Below are 15,493 nucleotides of genomic sequence, written 5' to 3' on the forward strand. Positions count from 1 at the left end.
AGAACCGCTTATGTCCCTGATCACGGTTACTTCACCCCATGCCACTGGCAAAACCAGCACCGGGCAAGTCATGCGCCAGGTGGTTTACGCCGCCGTACCCGGCATGCTGGTGCTGACCTATGCCTTCGGCGTGGGCGTGCTGATCAATGTCCTGTGGTGCGTGGGGCTCGGACTGTTGCTGGAAGCAGGCTGCCTCAAGGCGCGTGGCAAACCCGTCGCCTTCTTCCTCAAGGACTGGTCCGCCGTGGTGACCGGACTGTTGCTGGGTCTGGCCATTCCCTCCACCTCACCGTGGTGGTTGAGTCTGGTGGGCATGCTTTTCGCCATCCCCGTGGCCAAGCATCTGTATGGCGGGCTGGGCAGCAATCCTTTCAATCCCGCCATGGTCGCCTATGCCCTGTTGCTGGTTTCTTTTCCGGCTGAAATGACGCGCTGGGCCGCTTACAGCACGCATCCCTCTGTGGACGTGTCGTGGCAGGCTTTTCTCGGCCGGGCCTCCGGTCTGGACCAACTGACCGGCGCCACACCGCTGGACAGCTTCCGCCTCGCCGTCCGCCAGCCACTGACCGGCAACGACTGGTTCAGCGAACGTATCCAACTGGCCGGATGGGGCTATGCCAACCTCGCCTTCCTGCTGGGCGGCCTGTATTTGATAGCGCGCAAGATCATCAGCTGGCATATCCCGGTTGCCTTGCTGGCAACACTGGGCGCATTGGCTACTGTTTTCTACCTTGCTGACAGCGCCCATTACGCCTCCCCGCTGTTTCAAGCACTAAGCGGGGCCACCATGCTGGGCGCGTTCTTCATCGCCACCGATCCCGTATCTGCCGCCACCTCCCGACGCGGGCAACTGGTTTATGGGGCCGGAATCGGTGCGCTGATCTATATCATCCGCACCTGGGGCGGCTACCCGGACGCTGTTGCTTTTGCCGTGCTGCTGATGAACCTGGCCGCCCCCACCATTGATCATCTGGTGCAACCGCGAACCTTCGGCCATGATGTCCGCCCGGTCAAATGGAAAGGGAGTAAATGATGACCCTGGCCCGCTCCATGCTCCGCAACGCCATGATCCTGGGCGTGTTTGCCGCCGTCACCACCGGCATGATTGCCGGTTTCAACCAGCTGACCTCGGCTCGTATTGAAGCCAGCCGTCAGGAAGAATTGGCCAAGACCCTGAATACGCTGTTGCCTGCCTCCGAGTACGACAATGCGCTGCTGACCGACACCCTGACTATTCAGGATGACACCTTGCTGGGACACCAGGTTCCCGAAACGGTGTGGCGCGCCACCCGTCAGGGCCAGCCGGTGGCGGTGCTGTTCCCGGTCATTGCGCCGGATGGGTATAGCGGCCGCATCCGCCTGCTGGTCGCCATCCGCGCCAACGGTGAGATGGCGGGTGTGCGGGCGCTGGCGCACCGTGAAACCCCCGGTCTGGGTGATGCCATTGAAGCCGCCAAGTCCGACTGGATACTCGGCTTCAACGGCAAGTCGTTACAGAACCCGGATGAAAGCGGTTGGCAAGTGCGCAAAGACGGCGGCGTCATCGACCAGTTCACCGGCGCCACCATTACTCCCCGCGCAGTCGTAAAAGCCGTTCATCTGGCCTTGCTGTATTACCGCGACCATCGGGAAATGCTGTTTACACCCGCCCCGCACCCGGAGAAATCATGAGCGAGAACCTCTATCTCAAAATCGCGCTGGACGGGCTTTGGCGCAACAATACCGCCACGGTGCAGTTGCTGGGGCTGTGTCCGCTGCTGGCCTGTTCCGGCTCCGTGGTCAACGGCCTAGGCTTGGGCCTGGCGACCACGGTGGCGCTGGCCACCTCGAATGCGGCCGTGTCGCTGGTGCGGAATCAGGTGCCGGACACCATCCGCATACCCACCTTCGTCATGATCATTGCCGCCTTTGTGTCCTGCATTGAGTTGGTGATGCATGCCTATACTTACCAGCTGTATCAGGTGCTGGGCATCTTCATTCCGTTGATTGTCACCAATTGCGCGCTGCTGGGACGGGCGGAAGCGTTTGCCTCCAAGAACCCGGTAGCTGCGTCGGCCTTTGACGGCCTGATGATTGGCACCGGCTTCACACTGGTGCTGGTGTTGCTGGGCGGCATGCGCGAACTGATCGGCAACGGCACCCTGTTCAGCAACATGCACCTGCTGCTGGGTGACATGGCTCGCAGCTGGACTATCACCCTGCCCAATTATCACAAGTTCCTGTTCTTTATTTTGCCGCCGGGCGCCTTTATCTGCCTGGGTTTCATCATTGCGGGCAAGAACGTGATTGATGGGCGCATGAAAGCTCGTGCCGTGCTGGCGGAACAGGCCAAGCCTGTGGGCAGCAAGCGGGTTCGCACCACCGGACATATTGCATGACGCCCAAGAAAGTCCGTGAAGCCTTTACACGCCTGCGCGCCCAAAACCCAGAACCGCGCACCGAGCTGGTCTATTCGACACCGTTTGAGTTATTGATTGCGGTGATCCTCTCCGCCCAGGCGACCGATGTCGGCGTCAACAAGGCGACGGCGAAGCTGTATCCGGTGGCCAATACGCCGGCGGCGATTCTGGCGCTGGGTCTTGACGGTTTGAAGGAGTACATCAAGACCATCGGGCTCTATAACAGCAAGGCGGCCAATATACTCAAGACCTGTGAAATGCTGGTGCAGCATCATCAGGGGGAAGTGCCCCGGCAGCGGGAGCTGCTGGAGGCCTTGCCCGGCGTTGGGCGCAAAACGGCCAATGTGGTGTTGAATACGGCTTTTGGTGAGCCGGTGATGGCGGTGGATACGCATATTTTCCGGGTGAGCAATCGTTTGGGTTTTGTGCAGGCGAAGACGGTGGAGGCGACGGAGCAGCAGTTGATGAAGGTCATTCCGAAGGAGTTTTTGCTGGATGCGCATCATTGGCTGATATTGCATGGGCGCTATGTTTGCAAGGCGCGAAAGCCGGAGTGCGGGGGGTGTATTTTGTCGGATTTGTGTCCGTCGAGGTCTGACTGAAGCGTTTGGATTTGCAGTTGTCATTTTTGCCGGAGAAAGCCCCGGGAGAGGAGTTCAGCAAGCTCATCAAGTGGCGATTCGATTGACTAGAGCATAATCGCAAGTATAATTTAAATTATACTTATTGATGCCGCGTCAGGAGTTACTGCCATGTCGCAAATAACCTTATATCTTGACGATGCCACGCAGGCTCTGGTGGATCAGGCTGCTCGAGCCCACGGCATCTCTAAAAGCCGCTGGGTGGCTGAAATCATCCGCAAATATGCAGCCCATGAATGGCCTCAGGATTGCCTGGCGTTGGCAGGCTCTTTTGCGGATTTTCCCCTGCGCGAAGACAGTCCGGCATCGTTGCCGCCCGATGTACAGCGTATAGGCTTTTGATTCCCTGCCATGCTTATTCTTGATTGCAACACCGTCAGCTACTATTTTCGCGGCGACGCTCAGGTAGTGGCTCGCTTGCAAGCCTTGCGCCCTGCCGATCTGGGCATACCCGCCATTGTTGAATATGAACTGCGCTATGGATTGTTGCGTATGCCATCGGATGCTGCAATGCCCCGTCTTGCTGCGTTGACGAAGTTACTTCGACCTATGCAGATTTTGCCATTTGACAGCGAATGCGCGAATTACGCGGCCCACATTCGCGCCGGGCTTGAAGCCGCAGGCACGCCTATTGGCCCGCACGATATATTGATAGCCGCCACTGCATTGCGTTATCAGGCTACGCTGGTGACTCGAAATACAAGGGAGTTTTCACGCGTACCGGGATTGCAGTGGGTTAACTGGCACGAGGCAGTGTAAGTCGGGCCCGATGTGCCCATCGAAAGTCCGAGACAGTGCAACATTAACACCCTGACAAACGCTAGTACCACCACCCCCTCCCCCAATAAAAAGCCCCGAAATCTCCGGGGCTTTTTACATCAACCAAATGCAACAATAATCACATCAGGTCGATTGTTCCAGCAGCATATTGCGAATATGACCAATCGCCTTCGTCGGGTTCAAACCCTTCGGGCAAACGCTCACACAGTTCATAATGCCACGGCAACGGAACAGACTGAACGGATCATCCAGACGCGCCAGACGCTCGGCAGTCCGCGTGTCACGGCTGTCGATGATGAAACGGTAGGCCTGCAACAACGCCGACGGGCCCAGGAACTTGTCCGGATTCCACCAGAACGACGGGCACGACGTCGAGCAGCACGCGCACAGGATGCACTCGTACAGGCCGTCCAGCTTCTTCCGGTCTTCCTGCGTCTGCAGGCGTTCCGTGGGAGGAGCCGGAGTGTCGTTGATGACATAGGGCACGACCTTCTTGTACTGGTCGTAGAACATGTCCATTTCCACCACCAGGTCACGAATGACCGGCAGGCCGGGCAGCGGACGCAGCACAATCTTCTTCGGCAGGGTGTTCATGTTGATCAGGCAGGCCAGACCATTCTTGCCGTTGATGTTCATGCCGTCAGAACCGCAAATGCCTTCACGGCACGAACGACGGAAGCTCAGGGTCTCGTCCATCGTCTTCAGCTTGATCAGCGCATCCAGCAGCATGCGCTCGGAGCCGTCCAGCGACAGCTCGTAAGTCTGGAAGTACGGAGCCTGATCCTTGTCCGGGTTATAACGGTAAACTTCAAAAATGCGAACTTCACTCATGATTTTCTCTCGAATCCGGGCCAGGCATCAGAACGTACGCGGCTTGGGCGGAACAGTGTCCACCGTCAGCGGCTTCAGCTTCACCGGCTTGTAGTCCAGACGGTTGCCGTCCTTGTACCACAAGGTATGGCGCATCCATTCCTTGTCGTTACGTCCCAGCGGGCAATCCGGATCGGTCAGCGGACGCTCGTAGTCGACCACGGTGTGGGCGCCACGGCATTCCTTGCGGGCAGCGGCGGAAATGATCGTAGCCTTGGCGACTTCAATCAGGTTCTGCAGCTCCAGCGCTTCGATACGGGCCGTGTTGAACACCTTGGACTTGTCCTTGAGGTGAATGTTCTGCACGCGCTTTTCAATTTCAAGGATCTGACCGACACCGGCATCCAGCAGCGCCTGGGTGCGGAACACACCGGCGTGGGCCTGCATGGAACGACGCATGTCGTTGGCCACGTCCTGGCAATATTCACCATCGGTCGAGTTGTCGAGTTTGGCAATGCGGGCCAGGGTCTTGTCCAGCGCATCGGCGGGCAGCGGCTTGTGCACAGCAGACTCACGACGCACGGTTTCAATGATGTGGTCACCGGCAGCCTTGCCGAACACGATCAGGTCCAGCAGCGAGTTGGTGCCCAGTCGGTTGGCGCCGTGCACGGACACGCAAGAGCATTCGCCGATGGCGTAGAAGCCCTTGACCACGGTATTCGGTTCGCCGTCCTTCGGAGCTACCACCTGACCGTTGATGTTGGTCGGGATGCCGCCCATCTGGTAGTGAATGGTCGGCACCACCGGAATCGGTTCCTTGGTACAATCGACGTTAGCGAAGTTCTTGCCGATTTCATACACCGAAGGCAGGCGCTGGTGGATGGTCTCTGCGCCCAGGTGGGTCAGGTCGAGCACCACATAGTCGCCATTGGGACCGCAGCCACGGCCTTCCTTGATTTCCTGGTCCATGCAGCGGGACACGAAGTCACGCGGGGCCAAATCCTTCAAGGTGGGGGCGTAGCGTTCCATGAACGGCTCACCGCTCTTGTTACGCAGCAGGCCGCCTTCACCACGGCAACCTTCGGTCAGCAGCACTCCGGCGCCGGCAACGCCGGTCGGGTGGAACTGCCAGAACTCCATGTCTTCCAGCGGAATGCCAGCGCGGGCGGCCATGCCAAGGCCGTCGCCGGTATTGATGAAAGCATTGGTGGAGGCTTGATAGATACGACCGGCGCCGCCGGTGGCGAACAGCGTGCACTTGGCCTGGAACACGGCGACATCACCGGTTTCGAGGTCAATCGCAGTGACGCCCAGCACATCGCCGTTTTCGTCACGAATCAGGTCCAGCGCAATCCATTCCACAAAGAACTGGGTATTGGACGCTACGTTTTGCTGATATAGCGTGTGCAGCAGCGCATGACCGGTACGGTCGGCGGCGGCGCAGGCACGCGGCACCGGCTTTTCCCCGTAGTTGGACGAGTGGCCGCCGAACGGACGCTGGTAAATGGTGCCGTCTTCGTTGCGATCGAACGGCATGCCCATGTGTTCCAGTTCGTACACCATCTTCGGTGCTTCACGGCACATGTACTCAATGGCGTCCTGGTCGCCCAGCCAGTCAGAACCCTTCACGGTATCGTAAAAGTGGTAGTGCCAGTTGTCGTCGCCCATATTGCCCAGCGAAGCGCCAATGCCGCCTTGCGCCGCCACAGTGTGCGAGCGGGTCGGGAAAACCTTGGTCAGCACAGCGACACTAAGGCCGGCGCGGGCCAGTTGCAGGGAGGCGCGCATGCCGGAGCCGCCGCCGCCGACAATCACGGCATCAAATGTTAGGGTACGGATATTCTTAGCCATTGCTTAATTTCCCCAGAAAATCTTCAGGCCCCAGACGACGTACACGAAAATCAGCACACCCATGCCGATCTGGGCCAGGAACCGCAGGAAGGTTGCCTTGTTGCCCATCTGGCGCACGGTCAGGTAGTCGGTGGTAATGGTCCACAGGCCGACCCAGGCGTGCCCGGCCAGCGAGGCCAGGGCCAACAGGCCGAAAATGCGCATGCAGGTGCTGCCCATGAAGGCAGACCAGTTTTCGTAGGTGACATCACCCTGCAGGGCGATCCAGCCAAGGACCACGACAAAGTAAACGGCCAGGATAACGGCGCTGACACGCTGGACAATCCAGTCGCTCATGCCGGAACGGCTAAAACTCGTTGCGCTTTTCATTTACAGCACCACCCAGACAAAGGCCAGAGCAATGGAAACGGCGGACACTCCCAAGGCAGCCTTGGCGAAGTTGCGGCCGCTTTCCAGTTCTTCCGCAACACCGAAGTCCATCACCAGATGCTTCAGGCCCACAAAGAAGTGATAAAGCAGACCGGCCAGCGTGACGAACACCAGGAAACGGCCGATGAAACCACCGAATACGTCTTCCTTGATGGCGGCAAAACTTTCCGGGGATTCCAGGGTGCCCTGCAGAATGTAGAGCAGGACGGGAATCAGCAGGAAGATGACGATGCCGGAGATACGGTGCAGGATCGAGGCAATCGCCACCGGCGACTTCAGATTGACCGCCAGGATAAGATCCGGCGACAAGTTGACAGGTCTGTTGCTTTTCACAGCGTGCATCCTGTAGTTGGGGCCCGTAATAAAGGGCTGGAATCAAGGAGAAAAACAGCTAATTGCACGTCTGGCGGCGGCGTTGCCAACAAGGCGGGCGGCGCAGAATTATAGACTTCCCGCCCCCGGATTACAAACTGATACAGTTCGCGACAAAACACCGCAACACACAATCACAATCGTACAGTAATCCGCAGGGGCCAACCCATGTTCAAAATACGGACAAAATAGTTTCCACATGTGAACAGAAGCGGGATATACGACCTTCGTCGGCCCTTAGCTTGATTGACAAAATCCCTACAAACCTTAAGCTAGGCGCGTTTTATGCATCCTATGTTTTGAACGCGGCGTCGACCCCGGCCGATGCACCATTCCGGTGCCGGCGAACGCTGCCTTTATGCGCTGAAAAAAACAGGAGAACGCCATGTCTGGCAAAAAAGCCACGCTAACCATCGGTGACAAGAGCCTGGACCTTCCCGTCCTCAGCGGCACCATGGGTCCTGACGTCATTGATGTCAAAGACGTCTTGTCCAACGGTTACTTCACCTATGACCCCGGCTTCATGGCTACCTCCGCCTGTGAATCCAAGATCACCTTCATTGACGGTGACAAGGGCATCCTCCTGCACGGCGGCTATCCCATTGAGCAACTGGCTGAAAAGTCCGATTATCTGGAAACCTGCTATCTGCTGCTGAACGGCGAACTGCCGAATGCCGCCCAGAAGGAAGATTTCGTGGGCCGTGTCATGAACCACACCATGGTTCATGAACAGCTCCAATTTTTCTACCGCGGTTTCCGCCGTGACGCCCACCCCATGGCCGTCATGTGCGGCGTGGTCGGCGCCCTCTCCGCCTTCTACCACGACAATCTGGACATCAACGACGCTGAACACCGCCGCATCGCCGCCATCCGTCTCATCGCCAAGATGCCGACTATGGCTGCCATGAGCTACAAGTATTCCGCCGGCCAGCCTTTCATGTATCCCCGCAACGATCTGGGCTACGCTGAAAACTTCCTGCACATGATGTTTGCCACGCCCTGCGCCGACTACAAGGTTAACCCCATTGTCGCCAAGGCCATGGACCGCATCTTCGTGCTGCACGCCGACCACGAGCAAAACGCCTCGACCTCGACCGTGCGCCTGACCGGTTCCACCGGCGCCAACCCCTATGCCTGTATCGCGGCTGGTATTGCCGCACTGTGGGGTCCGTCTCATGGCGGCGCCAACGAAGCCGTGCTGAAGATGCTGGATGAAATCGGCGACGTCTCCAAGCTGGATGACTTTATCGAGCGCGTCAAGGACAAGAACGACAGCACCAAGCTGATGGGCTTCGGCCATCGCGTTTACAAGAACTTCGATCCGCGCGCCAAGGTCATGAAACAGACCTGCGACGAAGTGCTGACCGCGCTGGGTATCCATGACCCGCAACTCGAGCTGGCCATGAAGCTGGAAGAAATTGCCCTGAGTGACGAATACTTCGTGTCGCGCAAGCTGTACCCGAACGTTGACTTCTATTCCGGCATCATCCTCAAAGCCATTGGCATTCCCACCAGCATGTTCACCGTGATCTTCGCCCTCGGCCGCACGCCGGGCTGGATTGCCCATTGGCTGGAAATGCACTCGGCTCCGTACAAGATCAGCCGTCCGCGCCAGTTGTACACCGGCCCGGTGCAGCGTGACTTCGTGCCGATGGACAAGCGCTAAGCTTTCCATTGTCATGAAACAGACCCGGGGCCGCTTATGCGGCCCTTGGTTTTTGTGAAGCCGGATTCAGGAGCACGCCATGAAAATCGCCTTTATCGGTCTGGGAAACATGGGCTATCCCATGGCCGGGCACCTCGCCGCCCATGGACATGACGTCACCGTTTACAACCGGACTGTTGCCAAGGCTGATGCTTGGTTAAAACAACATGGCGGTCACAAGGCATCTACCCCGGCTGAGGCAGCCGCCCAGGCTGAAGTCGTATTCACCTGCGTCGGCAACGACGATGATCTCAGCCAGGTGGTATTGAGTGAAACCGGCATCATCCAGGGCATGACACCCGGCTCGGTGCTGGTCGACCACTCCACCGTTTCCGCGACCCTGTCACGTGATCTCGCCAATACCCTGAAGGGAGGAGGAATGGCCTTTGCTGACGCCCCGGTTTCCGGCGGTCAGCAAGGTGCGCAACGCGGTCAACTCAGCATCATGTGCGGAGCAGAAGAAAATGTCTTCGCGCGTATTGAGCCCCTGCTGGCAAGCTATGGCAAGGCTGTAGTGCGCATGGGGAATGTCGGTAGCGGTCAACTGACAAAGATGGTCAACCAGATCTGTGTCGCTGGGCTGATCGAGGCATTGGCGGAAGGTTTGCACTTCGCCGAGAAGGCCGGGCTGGATACTGGAAAAGCCATGCAGGTCATCGGTCAAGGGGCAGCCTCATCCTGGCAACTGGTCAACCGCCACGCCACCATGCTGGCGGATGAGTACAACCACGGCTTCGCCGTGGACTGGATGCGCAAGGATCTGGATCTCTGTCTGGAAGAAGCAGCCGGGCTGGGTATTTCCTTGCCGGTTACCCGGCAGGTCAACGACTTCTACCGCGAAATTCAGGCCATGCAAGGCGGACGCTGGGATACCTCCAGCCTGCTTCGCCGGCTGAAACAGTCCTGATACACCCCCGGGCCTGCTTCTTGCATGGCGCAAACTCAATAAGCTGCGATATACTCTCGCTTACGTCTACGACCTGAAGTTATGCCAGTATGAAAGCAGCATTGCATCTCAATCTTGGCCAGAACCTGACCATGACACCGCAATTACAGCAAGCCATCCGCTTGTTGCAATTGTCCACGATTGAACTGCAACAGGAAATCCAGAATGCTCTGGACTCCAACCCGCTGCTGGAGCTGGCTGAAGACAACGATGCCCCGGCCATATCCGCTTCCACCAATGATGCCGAAGCCGCCGGACAAGCCTCTGATGAGTTCAGCGACCACAGTTCGGACGAAAGTAACGGCCTGGACATGGATGCCCCGCGCGATATTCCGGAAGAACTGCCGGTTGACAGCGCCTGGGATGACATCTTTACCGGTAACACCAGCACAGCCTCTGCGCCAGATGATGATGACGAAGGGTTCGAAGCTCGCTCGACTGTCCCCGAAACCCTTTACGATCATTTGTTGTGGCAAGTGAACCTTACGCCGTTCACTTTGACTGACAAGGCGATTGCCGTCTGTCTGATCGACTCACTGGATGAGAACGGATATCTCACTTCACCGCTGGAAGATATTCTTGATGCCGTCAGCCGCCTGTTGCCGGAAGTGGACATTGAAGAAGATGAAGTCGAGGCTGTTCTCCACCGCATACAACAGTTTGACCCGCCCGGTGTGGCAGCACGTGACCTGCGTGAATGCCTGTTGATCCAGCTGGGCCAACTGCCTGAAATGACCCCGATGCTTGACGCTGCCCTGTTGATTGTTCGTGAGCATCTGCAATTGCTGGGCAACCATGACCAGGCCGGACTGCTGAAGAAAGCCCGACTGACGGAATCGCAACTGCAAGCTGCTGTCAGCCTGATTCAAACCCTGAACCCCTACCCCGGCGGCAGTATTTCCTCCAGCGAATCCAATTACGTGACCCCGGACGTCATCGTCACCCGTAATAAAGAACGCTGGCGGGTGGAGCTGAACCCGGAAACCGCGCCCCGCGTCCGTATCAATACCGGCTACGCCAGTATGGTTCGCCGCGCCGACAACAGCGCCGACAACCAATACCTGCGTAACCACTTGCAAGAGGCCCGCTGGTTCCTGAAGAGCCTGCAAAGTCGCCACGAAACCTTGCTGAAAGTCGCCACCTGCATTGTGGAGCATCAGCGCGGCTTCCTTGAAAAAGGTCCGGAAGCTATGAAGCCAATGGTGCTGCGTGATGTTGCCGATGAGGTTGGCCTGCATGAGTCCACCGTGTCACGAGTCACCACCCAGAAGTTCATGCATACCCCGCTGGGCATCTTTGAGCTGAAGTACTTTTTCTCCAGCCATGTCGGCACCAGCTCAGGCGGCGAATGCTCGTCCACCGCCATTCGCGCCATGATCAAGAAGCTGGTCAGCCAGGAAGATAGCCGCAAACCGCTTTCCGACAACAAGATTGCTGATCTTCTTCAGGAACAGGGCATTGAAGTCGCCAGGCGCACCATTGCCAAATATCGCGAGTCGCTCAACATTCCATCATCCAGCGACAGAAAACGCTTGCTATAACCTCGGAATAGTCGCTACTCTGAACTTGTGGAACAGATTTTCAGAATCACAATCCGATACAGAATTGTGGCTGCACAATGACCGGATTGTGACTGATACTGGCTTTTGGCGGAGAACATGCTTCCGCAAGGCCGAACGGTTCGCCGCCCGACTTTGTCCGCAGGTTCTCCTCGAATGTCGTAAAAACAACACGAGGATTGGCCTTATGCAAATGACTATCAGCGGGCATCATGTGGAACTCACCCCGGCCTTGAAAGAATACGTGCAGAGCAAGCTGACGCGCGTCGAGCGCCATTTTGATCACATCACCAGCATGCACGTCATTCTCACCATCGAGAAGCTTGCCCAGAAAGCCGAAGCCACCATCCGGATCGCCGGTGCGGAACTGTTCGCCAATGCGGAATCTCCCGACATGTACGCCGCGATTGACCTGCTCTCTGACAAGCTTGACCGACAGATTGTCAGGCACAAGGAAAAGCTGAAAGCCCATCACTGATTTCCCGCTGCAAAAGCCCGGTTGTTCCGGGCTTTTTTATGTCTGCTTTATGTCTGCACCTCTGTATTCTTCAGTCAAAGAATGTACTATAAGAAAAAATCTTAACCTCATGCACCTGAATGAAAAAGCTTCTGATTGTCAGTGGACGTTCCGGCTCCGGAAAAAGCTCCGCCCTTAACATCCTGGAAGATCTGGGCTATTTCTGCATCGACAACCTGCCTTTAAGCCTGTTGCCCTCTCTGGTTCATTACTTCCAGACCTCGCCAACAGTTTCCCGCATTGGTGTCGGCGTGGATGTGCGCAGCCTGCCGGATGACCTCAGCCGTTTTGACTCAGTGCTGGCGGAACTGGACAACATGGGCGTCAGTTCCGATACCCTGTTTCTCGATGCCCGCGACGATGTGCTGCTGGCGCGATTCAGCTCCACCCGCCGCAAACACCCGCTCAGTACCGACTCGCGGTCCTTGAGCGAGGCCATCGAACAGGAAAAAATTATTCTTGACCCGATAGCCTCTCGCGCCAGTGTCTATCTGGATACCAGCAACCTGAACGTACATGAGCTACAGCAAACGCTCGCGGCACGACTTTCCAATAACTCCCAGGTCACCATCTTGTTTGAGTCCTTCGGCTACAAGCATGGTGTTCCCCTTGATGCCGATTTTGTTTTTGATGTCCGCTGCCTTCCCAACCCCCACTGGCAGACTTCATTACGGGAAAAAACAGGGTTGGACAAGCCGGTTGCCGACTTCCTGGATAACCACCCTGAAGTCGAGGCGCTTTTTCATGACATCAGTGAATTCCTGCTGAAATGGCTGCCAAGGCTGACCGCTGACCACCGGCATTACCTGACTGTCGCCATCGGTTGCACAGGAGGCCAGCATCGCTCCGTTTATATGGTGGACAGAATGGCGGACTTCATGAAGAATCGGGTCGCCAACATCCAAACCCTCCATCGAGAGCTGATCCGCAAAAAATGATTGATACCACCATCACTGTCATCAACAAACTGGGCCTGCACGCCAGGGCAACAGCCAAATTGATCACGCTCACGTCTTCTTTCAAGTCCGTCATTCGACTAAGCAAACCCGGCGGCCGTCTGGTGGATGCCAAGAACATGATGCAAGTGATGTTGCTGGGCGCCGGCCGGGGCATCACCCTGACACTGCAAATCGAGGGCGATGATGAACAGGCCGCCTTGACCGCCATTCAGGATTTGTTTGCCCGCCGCTTTGACGAAGCAGAATAAATCCCCGTTTCTTGCTAGAATACGCGCCCCTTCAAATCTGCCTGCCCCGCCGCCATGCTCAACCACCCTGCTGAAGATGAATTTGATCCGGACTTCATCAGCAAGTCCGAACAGAAACGCGCCATGGACCGTTTGCAAGCGGTGGGTGAACAGTTGGCGGAGCTTCCGGTCTCCCAGTTGAAAAAACTGCCACTGACTGAAACGCTGATGGACGCCCTGCTTGAACTGTCCCACATCAGAAGCCATGAAGCCATTCGCCGGCACAAGCAACGCATTGGCAAGCTGATGCGTCATGAAGATGAAGCCGCCATTTTGCAAGCGCTGAACCGGCACCAGCAGCCCAATCTGGAAAAGCGGATGGAAATCTGGATCACCCGTCTGATCCAGCACGGAGACCCGGCCATTGCCGATTTCGTCCGCAACCATAGCGCAGCTGAACGCCATACCTTGCGGCAGTTGGTACGGGCGGCCAGACATGCACTGGAAAGCGAACCGGAACAAGCGGAAAAAATGAAAGCGCGTCTGGCTACCTACTTAAGAGAAGTGGTTACGCTGTCCTGAAATTAACGGATAGTGTCACCACTCCCACGCTATGACACAAAGTGACAATAATTGTCACTCCCCAACCTCCATGACTTGCTACCTTTTCACTTTACTTCTTCCACAATCCTTCAAAACCATTGCTACGACTGAACATGAAAATAAATTCAAAAGTTGGCACGGCTTCTGCATTAATTTAAACAGCACCGGCAGAAGTCGGTCAAATCAAAAACGACTTAAAACCGAATCTCCAGGAGAGACTCCATGAAAACCATCCAAAAGGGTTTTACCCTTATCGAACTGATGATCGTTGTGGCCATTATCGGTATTCTGGCTGCTGTTGCCATCCCCGCTTACCAGAACTACATTGCCAAGTCCCAAGTTTCCCGCGTAATGGGTGAAGTTGGTGCCTTGAAGACCGGTGTTGAAAACTGCGTCCTTGACGGTGTTTTTGTCAGCGCTGACTGCATGGCTTTGATTGGTGCTACTGCTTCCAATCTGCAAAACGGCGGTCTGCCCGTTTTGGTTCTGGCTAACACTGGCGTTGCCTCTCTGACCGCCACCTTTGGTGGTAATGCCGCAGCTGCTCTTACCGGCGAAACTCTGGCCTGGAGCCGCGATGCGACCGGTACTTGGACTTGCGACAGCTCTGCTGACGCCAAGTACAACCCGTCCGGCTGCCTGTAATCCCGGCTGTGTGACAAGAAGCCCACTCCGGTGGGCTTTTTTCTGACCACAACACTTTAATCGTATCCATGAAGTTCTCATGTCATTTGGGGGAAAACCATGAAAACCCAACAAGGTTTCAGCCTCATTGAACTGATGATTGTCGTGGCCATTATAGGCATTCTGGCAGCTGTAGCGGTTCCACTTTACGGTCAGTATAATGACAAGGCCAAAGTACAGGCCGCCGTTTATGAAATTGCTTCCGCCCGGGCTCAATTCGAAGTTCAACTTAACGACGGCAAGACCACATTATCAGCCACCGACATTGGTCTTCAAACCACATCATTCCACTGCTCCTTGATTGAAGCCGAATATGACTCCGGCTCTGACGAAGGCTCCATTACCTGCACTATCAAGGGCTCTCCTGCTGTCACCGGCAGCACCGTGACTATGCTGCGCTCTACTGATGGTTCGTGGACTTGTGTTACAGGGGGCTTGGCCATGCCTGCTGCAGTCAAACCATCCAGTTGTTCCTGAAATGCTGTTTTAGCCCGCTACGCCTAAAACGACCTATTACTTTAAAGCCTGACTTCACGCCAGCGGCGGCATGAATTCCGCCAGTTTGTCCGATGTTTTGCGCAGATTGATACTCAGCAACGACGCAATCCCCTTCAAAATCTTGATACCGATTTCCGGATGCAACTTCAGAATCATTTCGAACCCCTTGCGGGTCAGCACAATCAAGCCAGAAGGTGTACAGGCACGCACTGAGGCCGAACGGGTCAACTTGTCAATCAGTGCCATTTCACCAATGGAACTGCCTTTGGCCAGCGTTGTTATCACCACCGGCTGCGCGTGCTGGTTGAACTTGATGACATCCAGCGCCCCATGCATCACAAAGCAGACATAATCGCCTTTTTCGCCTTCCTTGAAGACAAACTCACCAGCTTCCACCTTGTTGAAGAACATGTACTTTTCAATGGTCTGGAGTTCCGGCAAGGTCAAATTGGAAAAAATGGGAACCTGCCCCAGGTAATCTGCCAAACTCTCGCTCATTATCAAACTCTCCAT

At 56.3% G+C, this 15,493-nt stretch carries 20 protein-coding genes; 15 read left to right on the forward strand and 5 right to left on the reverse strand.

Going from position 1 to position 15,493, the window contains the following annotated elements:
• The first annotated feature begins 10 nt into the window (after nucleotides 1-10).
• The 6 genes from Q7T36_RS01530 to Q7T36_RS01555 all read left to right on the forward strand — a co-directional run bounded on the left by Q7T36_RS01530 (nucleotide 11) and on the right by Q7T36_RS01555 (nucleotide 3,799).
• Complete coding sequence (locus Q7T36_RS01530) at nucleotides 11-1,033, forward strand: RnfABCDGE type electron transport complex subunit D (protein ID WP_304843263.1); 1,023 nt, start codon at nucleotides 11-13, stop codon at nucleotides 1,031-1,033.
• Nucleotides 1,030-1,671, forward strand: a complete 642-nt coding sequence (gene rsxG, locus Q7T36_RS01535; RefSeq protein WP_304843265.1) for an electron transport complex subunit RsxG — start codon at nucleotides 1,030-1,032, stop codon at nucleotides 1,669-1,671. Before Q7T36_RS01530 ends, rsxG begins: the two co-directional genes overlap by 4 nt.
• Nucleotides 1,668-2,378, forward strand: coding sequence for an electron transport complex subunit E (locus tag Q7T36_RS01540; protein WP_304843267.1), 711 nt, complete (start codon nucleotides 1,668-1,670; stop codon nucleotides 2,376-2,378). Before rsxG ends, Q7T36_RS01540 begins: the two co-directional genes overlap by 4 nt.
• Nucleotides 2,375-3,001, forward strand: coding sequence for an endonuclease III (gene nth, locus Q7T36_RS01545; RefSeq protein ID WP_304843269.1), 627 nt, complete (start codon nucleotides 2,375-2,377; stop codon nucleotides 2,999-3,001). The genes Q7T36_RS01540 and nth overlap by 4 nt, the downstream gene beginning before the upstream one ends.
• 150 nt (nucleotides 3,002-3,151) lie before the next feature.
• Complete coding sequence (locus Q7T36_RS01550) at nucleotides 3,152-3,382, forward strand: CopG family transcriptional regulator (RefSeq protein WP_304843270.1); 231 nt, start codon at nucleotides 3,152-3,154, stop codon at nucleotides 3,380-3,382.
• A gap of 9 nt (nucleotides 3,383-3,391) precedes the next feature.
• Nucleotides 3,392-3,799 (forward strand): type II toxin-antitoxin system VapC family toxin, encoded by a 408-nt coding sequence (locus Q7T36_RS01555; RefSeq protein ID WP_304843272.1) that lies wholly within the window; start codon nucleotides 3,392-3,394, stop codon nucleotides 3,797-3,799.
• Between the two features lie 144 nt (nucleotides 3,800-3,943).
• Here the strand turns inward: Q7T36_RS01555 and Q7T36_RS01560 are convergent, their stop codons facing one another.
• The 4 genes from Q7T36_RS01560 to sdhC are packed head-to-tail and all read right to left on the reverse strand — an operon-like array spanning nucleotide 3,944 to nucleotide 7,252.
• The gene (locus tag Q7T36_RS01560; protein WP_304843274.1) at nucleotides 3,944-4,651 is read right to left on the reverse strand and encodes a succinate dehydrogenase iron-sulfur subunit; all 708 of its coding nucleotides are present in this window, start codon (nucleotides 4,649-4,651) and stop codon (nucleotides 3,944-3,946) included.
• Between the two features lie 27 nt (nucleotides 4,652-4,678).
• The gene (gene sdhA, locus Q7T36_RS01565; RefSeq protein ID WP_304843276.1) at nucleotides 4,679-6,481 is read right to left on the reverse strand and encodes a succinate dehydrogenase flavoprotein subunit; all 1,803 of its coding nucleotides are present in this window, start codon (nucleotides 6,479-6,481) and stop codon (nucleotides 4,679-4,681) included.
• Between the two features lie 3 nt (nucleotides 6,482-6,484).
• Nucleotides 6,485-6,850, reverse strand: a complete 366-nt coding sequence (sdhD, locus tag Q7T36_RS01570) for a succinate dehydrogenase, hydrophobic membrane anchor protein (RefSeq protein WP_304843278.1) — start codon at nucleotides 6,848-6,850, stop codon at nucleotides 6,485-6,487.
• The gene (gene sdhC / locus Q7T36_RS01575; protein WP_304843280.1) at nucleotides 6,851-7,252 is read right to left on the reverse strand and encodes a succinate dehydrogenase, cytochrome b556 subunit; all 402 of its coding nucleotides are present in this window, start codon (nucleotides 7,250-7,252) and stop codon (nucleotides 6,851-6,853) included.
• A gap of 415 nt (nucleotides 7,253-7,667) precedes the next feature.
• Between sdhC and gltA the strand changes: the two genes are divergently transcribed.
• From gltA to Q7T36_RS01620, 9 genes are all read left to right on the forward strand, one after another.
• Nucleotides 7,668-8,948, forward strand: a complete 1,281-nt coding sequence (gene gltA / locus Q7T36_RS01580; RefSeq protein ID WP_304843282.1) for a citrate synthase — start codon at nucleotides 7,668-7,670, stop codon at nucleotides 8,946-8,948.
• Between the two features lie 79 nt (nucleotides 8,949-9,027).
• Nucleotides 9,028-9,894, forward strand: a complete 867-nt coding sequence (locus Q7T36_RS01585) for an NAD(P)-dependent oxidoreductase (protein ID WP_304843284.1) — start codon at nucleotides 9,028-9,030, stop codon at nucleotides 9,892-9,894.
• An 89-nt stretch (nucleotides 9,895-9,983) separates the two neighbouring features.
• The gene (locus tag Q7T36_RS01590; protein ID WP_304843286.1) at nucleotides 9,984-11,474 is read left to right on the forward strand and encodes an RNA polymerase factor sigma-54; all 1,491 of its coding nucleotides are present in this window, start codon (nucleotides 9,984-9,986) and stop codon (nucleotides 11,472-11,474) included.
• Between the two features lie 205 nt (nucleotides 11,475-11,679).
• On the forward strand, nucleotides 11,680-11,970 hold the full coding sequence (gene hpf, locus Q7T36_RS01595; protein WP_304843288.1) for a ribosome hibernation-promoting factor, HPF/YfiA family: 291 nt from the start codon (nucleotides 11,680-11,682) through the stop codon (nucleotides 11,968-11,970).
• A 119-nt stretch (nucleotides 11,971-12,089) separates the two neighbouring features.
• Complete coding sequence (gene rapZ / locus Q7T36_RS01600) at nucleotides 12,090-12,947, forward strand: RNase adapter RapZ (RefSeq protein ID WP_304843290.1); 858 nt, start codon at nucleotides 12,090-12,092, stop codon at nucleotides 12,945-12,947.
• Nucleotides 12,944-13,216, forward strand: a complete 273-nt coding sequence (locus tag Q7T36_RS01605) for an HPr family phosphocarrier protein (RefSeq protein ID WP_304843292.1) — start codon at nucleotides 12,944-12,946, stop codon at nucleotides 13,214-13,216. The genes rapZ and Q7T36_RS01605 overlap by 4 nt, the downstream gene beginning before the upstream one ends.
• A 54-nt stretch (nucleotides 13,217-13,270) precedes the next feature.
• Nucleotides 13,271-13,777, forward strand: coding sequence for a ribosome biogenesis factor YjgA (gene yjgA / locus Q7T36_RS01610; protein WP_304843294.1), 507 nt, complete (start codon nucleotides 13,271-13,273; stop codon nucleotides 13,775-13,777).
• 243 nt (nucleotides 13,778-14,020) lie between these two features.
• Nucleotides 14,021-14,443 carry a pilin gene (locus tag Q7T36_RS01615; RefSeq protein WP_304843296.1) on the forward strand — a complete coding sequence of 141 codons (423 nt, stop codon included), beginning with the start codon at nucleotides 14,021-14,023 and terminating at the stop codon, nucleotides 14,441-14,443.
• Between the two features lie 99 nt (nucleotides 14,444-14,542).
• Entirely contained in the window at nucleotides 14,543-14,959 is a 417-nt protein-coding gene (locus tag Q7T36_RS01620) for a pilin (protein ID WP_304843299.1), read from the forward strand.
• A 54-nt stretch (nucleotides 14,960-15,013) separates the two neighbouring features.
• Here the strand turns inward: Q7T36_RS01620 and Q7T36_RS01625 are convergent, their stop codons facing one another.
• On the reverse strand, nucleotides 15,014-15,478 hold the full coding sequence (locus Q7T36_RS01625; RefSeq protein ID WP_304843301.1) for a cyclic nucleotide-binding domain-containing protein: 465 nt from the start codon (nucleotides 15,476-15,478) through the stop codon (nucleotides 15,014-15,016).
• Nucleotides 15,479-15,493 lie beyond the last annotated feature (15 nt).

This window comes from Fluviicoccus sp. (assembly GCF_030646115.1).
Lineage (GTDB): Bacteria > Pseudomonadota > Gammaproteobacteria > Pseudomonadales > Moraxellaceae > Fluviicoccus.

What these genes read in the sequence shown, in the direction of transcription:
- Q7T36_RS01605 (WP_304843292.1), top strand. Translation starts at nt 12,944, where the DNA reads ATGATTGATACCACCATCACTGTCATCAACAAACTGGGCCTGCACGCC.
- sdhD (WP_304843278.1), bottom strand. Translation starts at nt 6,850, where the DNA reads ATGAAAAGCGCAACGAGTTTTAGCCGTTCCGGCATGAGCGACTGGATT.
- Q7T36_RS01625 (WP_304843301.1), bottom strand. Translation starts at nt 15,478, where the DNA reads ATGAGCGAGAGTTTGGCAGATTACCTGGGGCAGGTTCCCATTTTTTCC.
- rsxG (WP_304843265.1), top strand. Translation starts at nt 1,030, where the DNA reads ATGATGACCCTGGCCCGCTCCATGCTCCGCAACGCCATGATCCTGGGC.
- Q7T36_RS01555 (WP_304843272.1), top strand. Translation starts at nt 3,392, where the DNA reads ATGCTTATTCTTGATTGCAACACCGTCAGCTACTATTTTCGCGGCGAC.
- sdhA (WP_304843276.1), bottom strand. Translation starts at nt 6,481, where the DNA reads ATGGCTAAGAATATCCGTACCCTAACATTTGATGCCGTGATTGTCGGC.
- Q7T36_RS01590 (WP_304843286.1), top strand. Translation starts at nt 9,984, where the DNA reads ATGAAAGCAGCATTGCATCTCAATCTTGGCCAGAACCTGACCATGACA.
- Q7T36_RS01540 (WP_304843267.1), top strand. Translation starts at nt 1,668, where the DNA reads ATGAGCGAGAACCTCTATCTCAAAATCGCGCTGGACGGGCTTTGGCGC.
- sdhC (WP_304843280.1), bottom strand. Translation starts at nt 7,252, where the DNA reads ATGCACGCTGTGAAAAGCAACAGACCTGTCAACTTGTCGCCGGATCTT.
- hpf (WP_304843288.1), top strand. Translation starts at nt 11,680, where the DNA reads ATGCAAATGACTATCAGCGGGCATCATGTGGAACTCACCCCGGCCTTG.
- Q7T36_RS01530 (WP_304843263.1), top strand. Translation starts at nt 11, where the DNA reads ATGTCCCTGATCACGGTTACTTCACCCCATGCCACTGGCAAAACCAGC.
- rapZ (WP_304843290.1), top strand. Translation starts at nt 12,090, where the DNA reads ATGAAAAAGCTTCTGATTGTCAGTGGACGTTCCGGCTCCGGAAAAAGC.
- gltA (WP_304843282.1), top strand. Translation starts at nt 7,668, where the DNA reads ATGTCTGGCAAAAAAGCCACGCTAACCATCGGTGACAAGAGCCTGGAC.
- yjgA (WP_304843294.1), top strand. Translation starts at nt 13,271, where the DNA reads ATGCTCAACCACCCTGCTGAAGATGAATTTGATCCGGACTTCATCAGC.
- Q7T36_RS01550 (WP_304843270.1), top strand. Translation starts at nt 3,152, where the DNA reads ATGTCGCAAATAACCTTATATCTTGACGATGCCACGCAGGCTCTGGTG.
- nth (WP_304843269.1), top strand. Translation starts at nt 2,375, where the DNA reads ATGACGCCCAAGAAAGTCCGTGAAGCCTTTACACGCCTGCGCGCCCAA.
- Q7T36_RS01585 (WP_304843284.1), top strand. Translation starts at nt 9,028, where the DNA reads ATGAAAATCGCCTTTATCGGTCTGGGAAACATGGGCTATCCCATGGCC.
- Q7T36_RS01620 (WP_304843299.1), top strand. Translation starts at nt 14,543, where the DNA reads ATGAAAACCCAACAAGGTTTCAGCCTCATTGAACTGATGATTGTCGTG.
- Q7T36_RS01615 (WP_304843296.1), top strand. Translation starts at nt 14,021, where the DNA reads ATGAAAACCATCCAAAAGGGTTTTACCCTTATCGAACTGATGATCGTT.
- Q7T36_RS01560 (WP_304843274.1), bottom strand. Translation starts at nt 4,651, where the DNA reads ATGAGTGAAGTTCGCATTTTTGAAGTTTACCGTTATAACCCGGACAAG.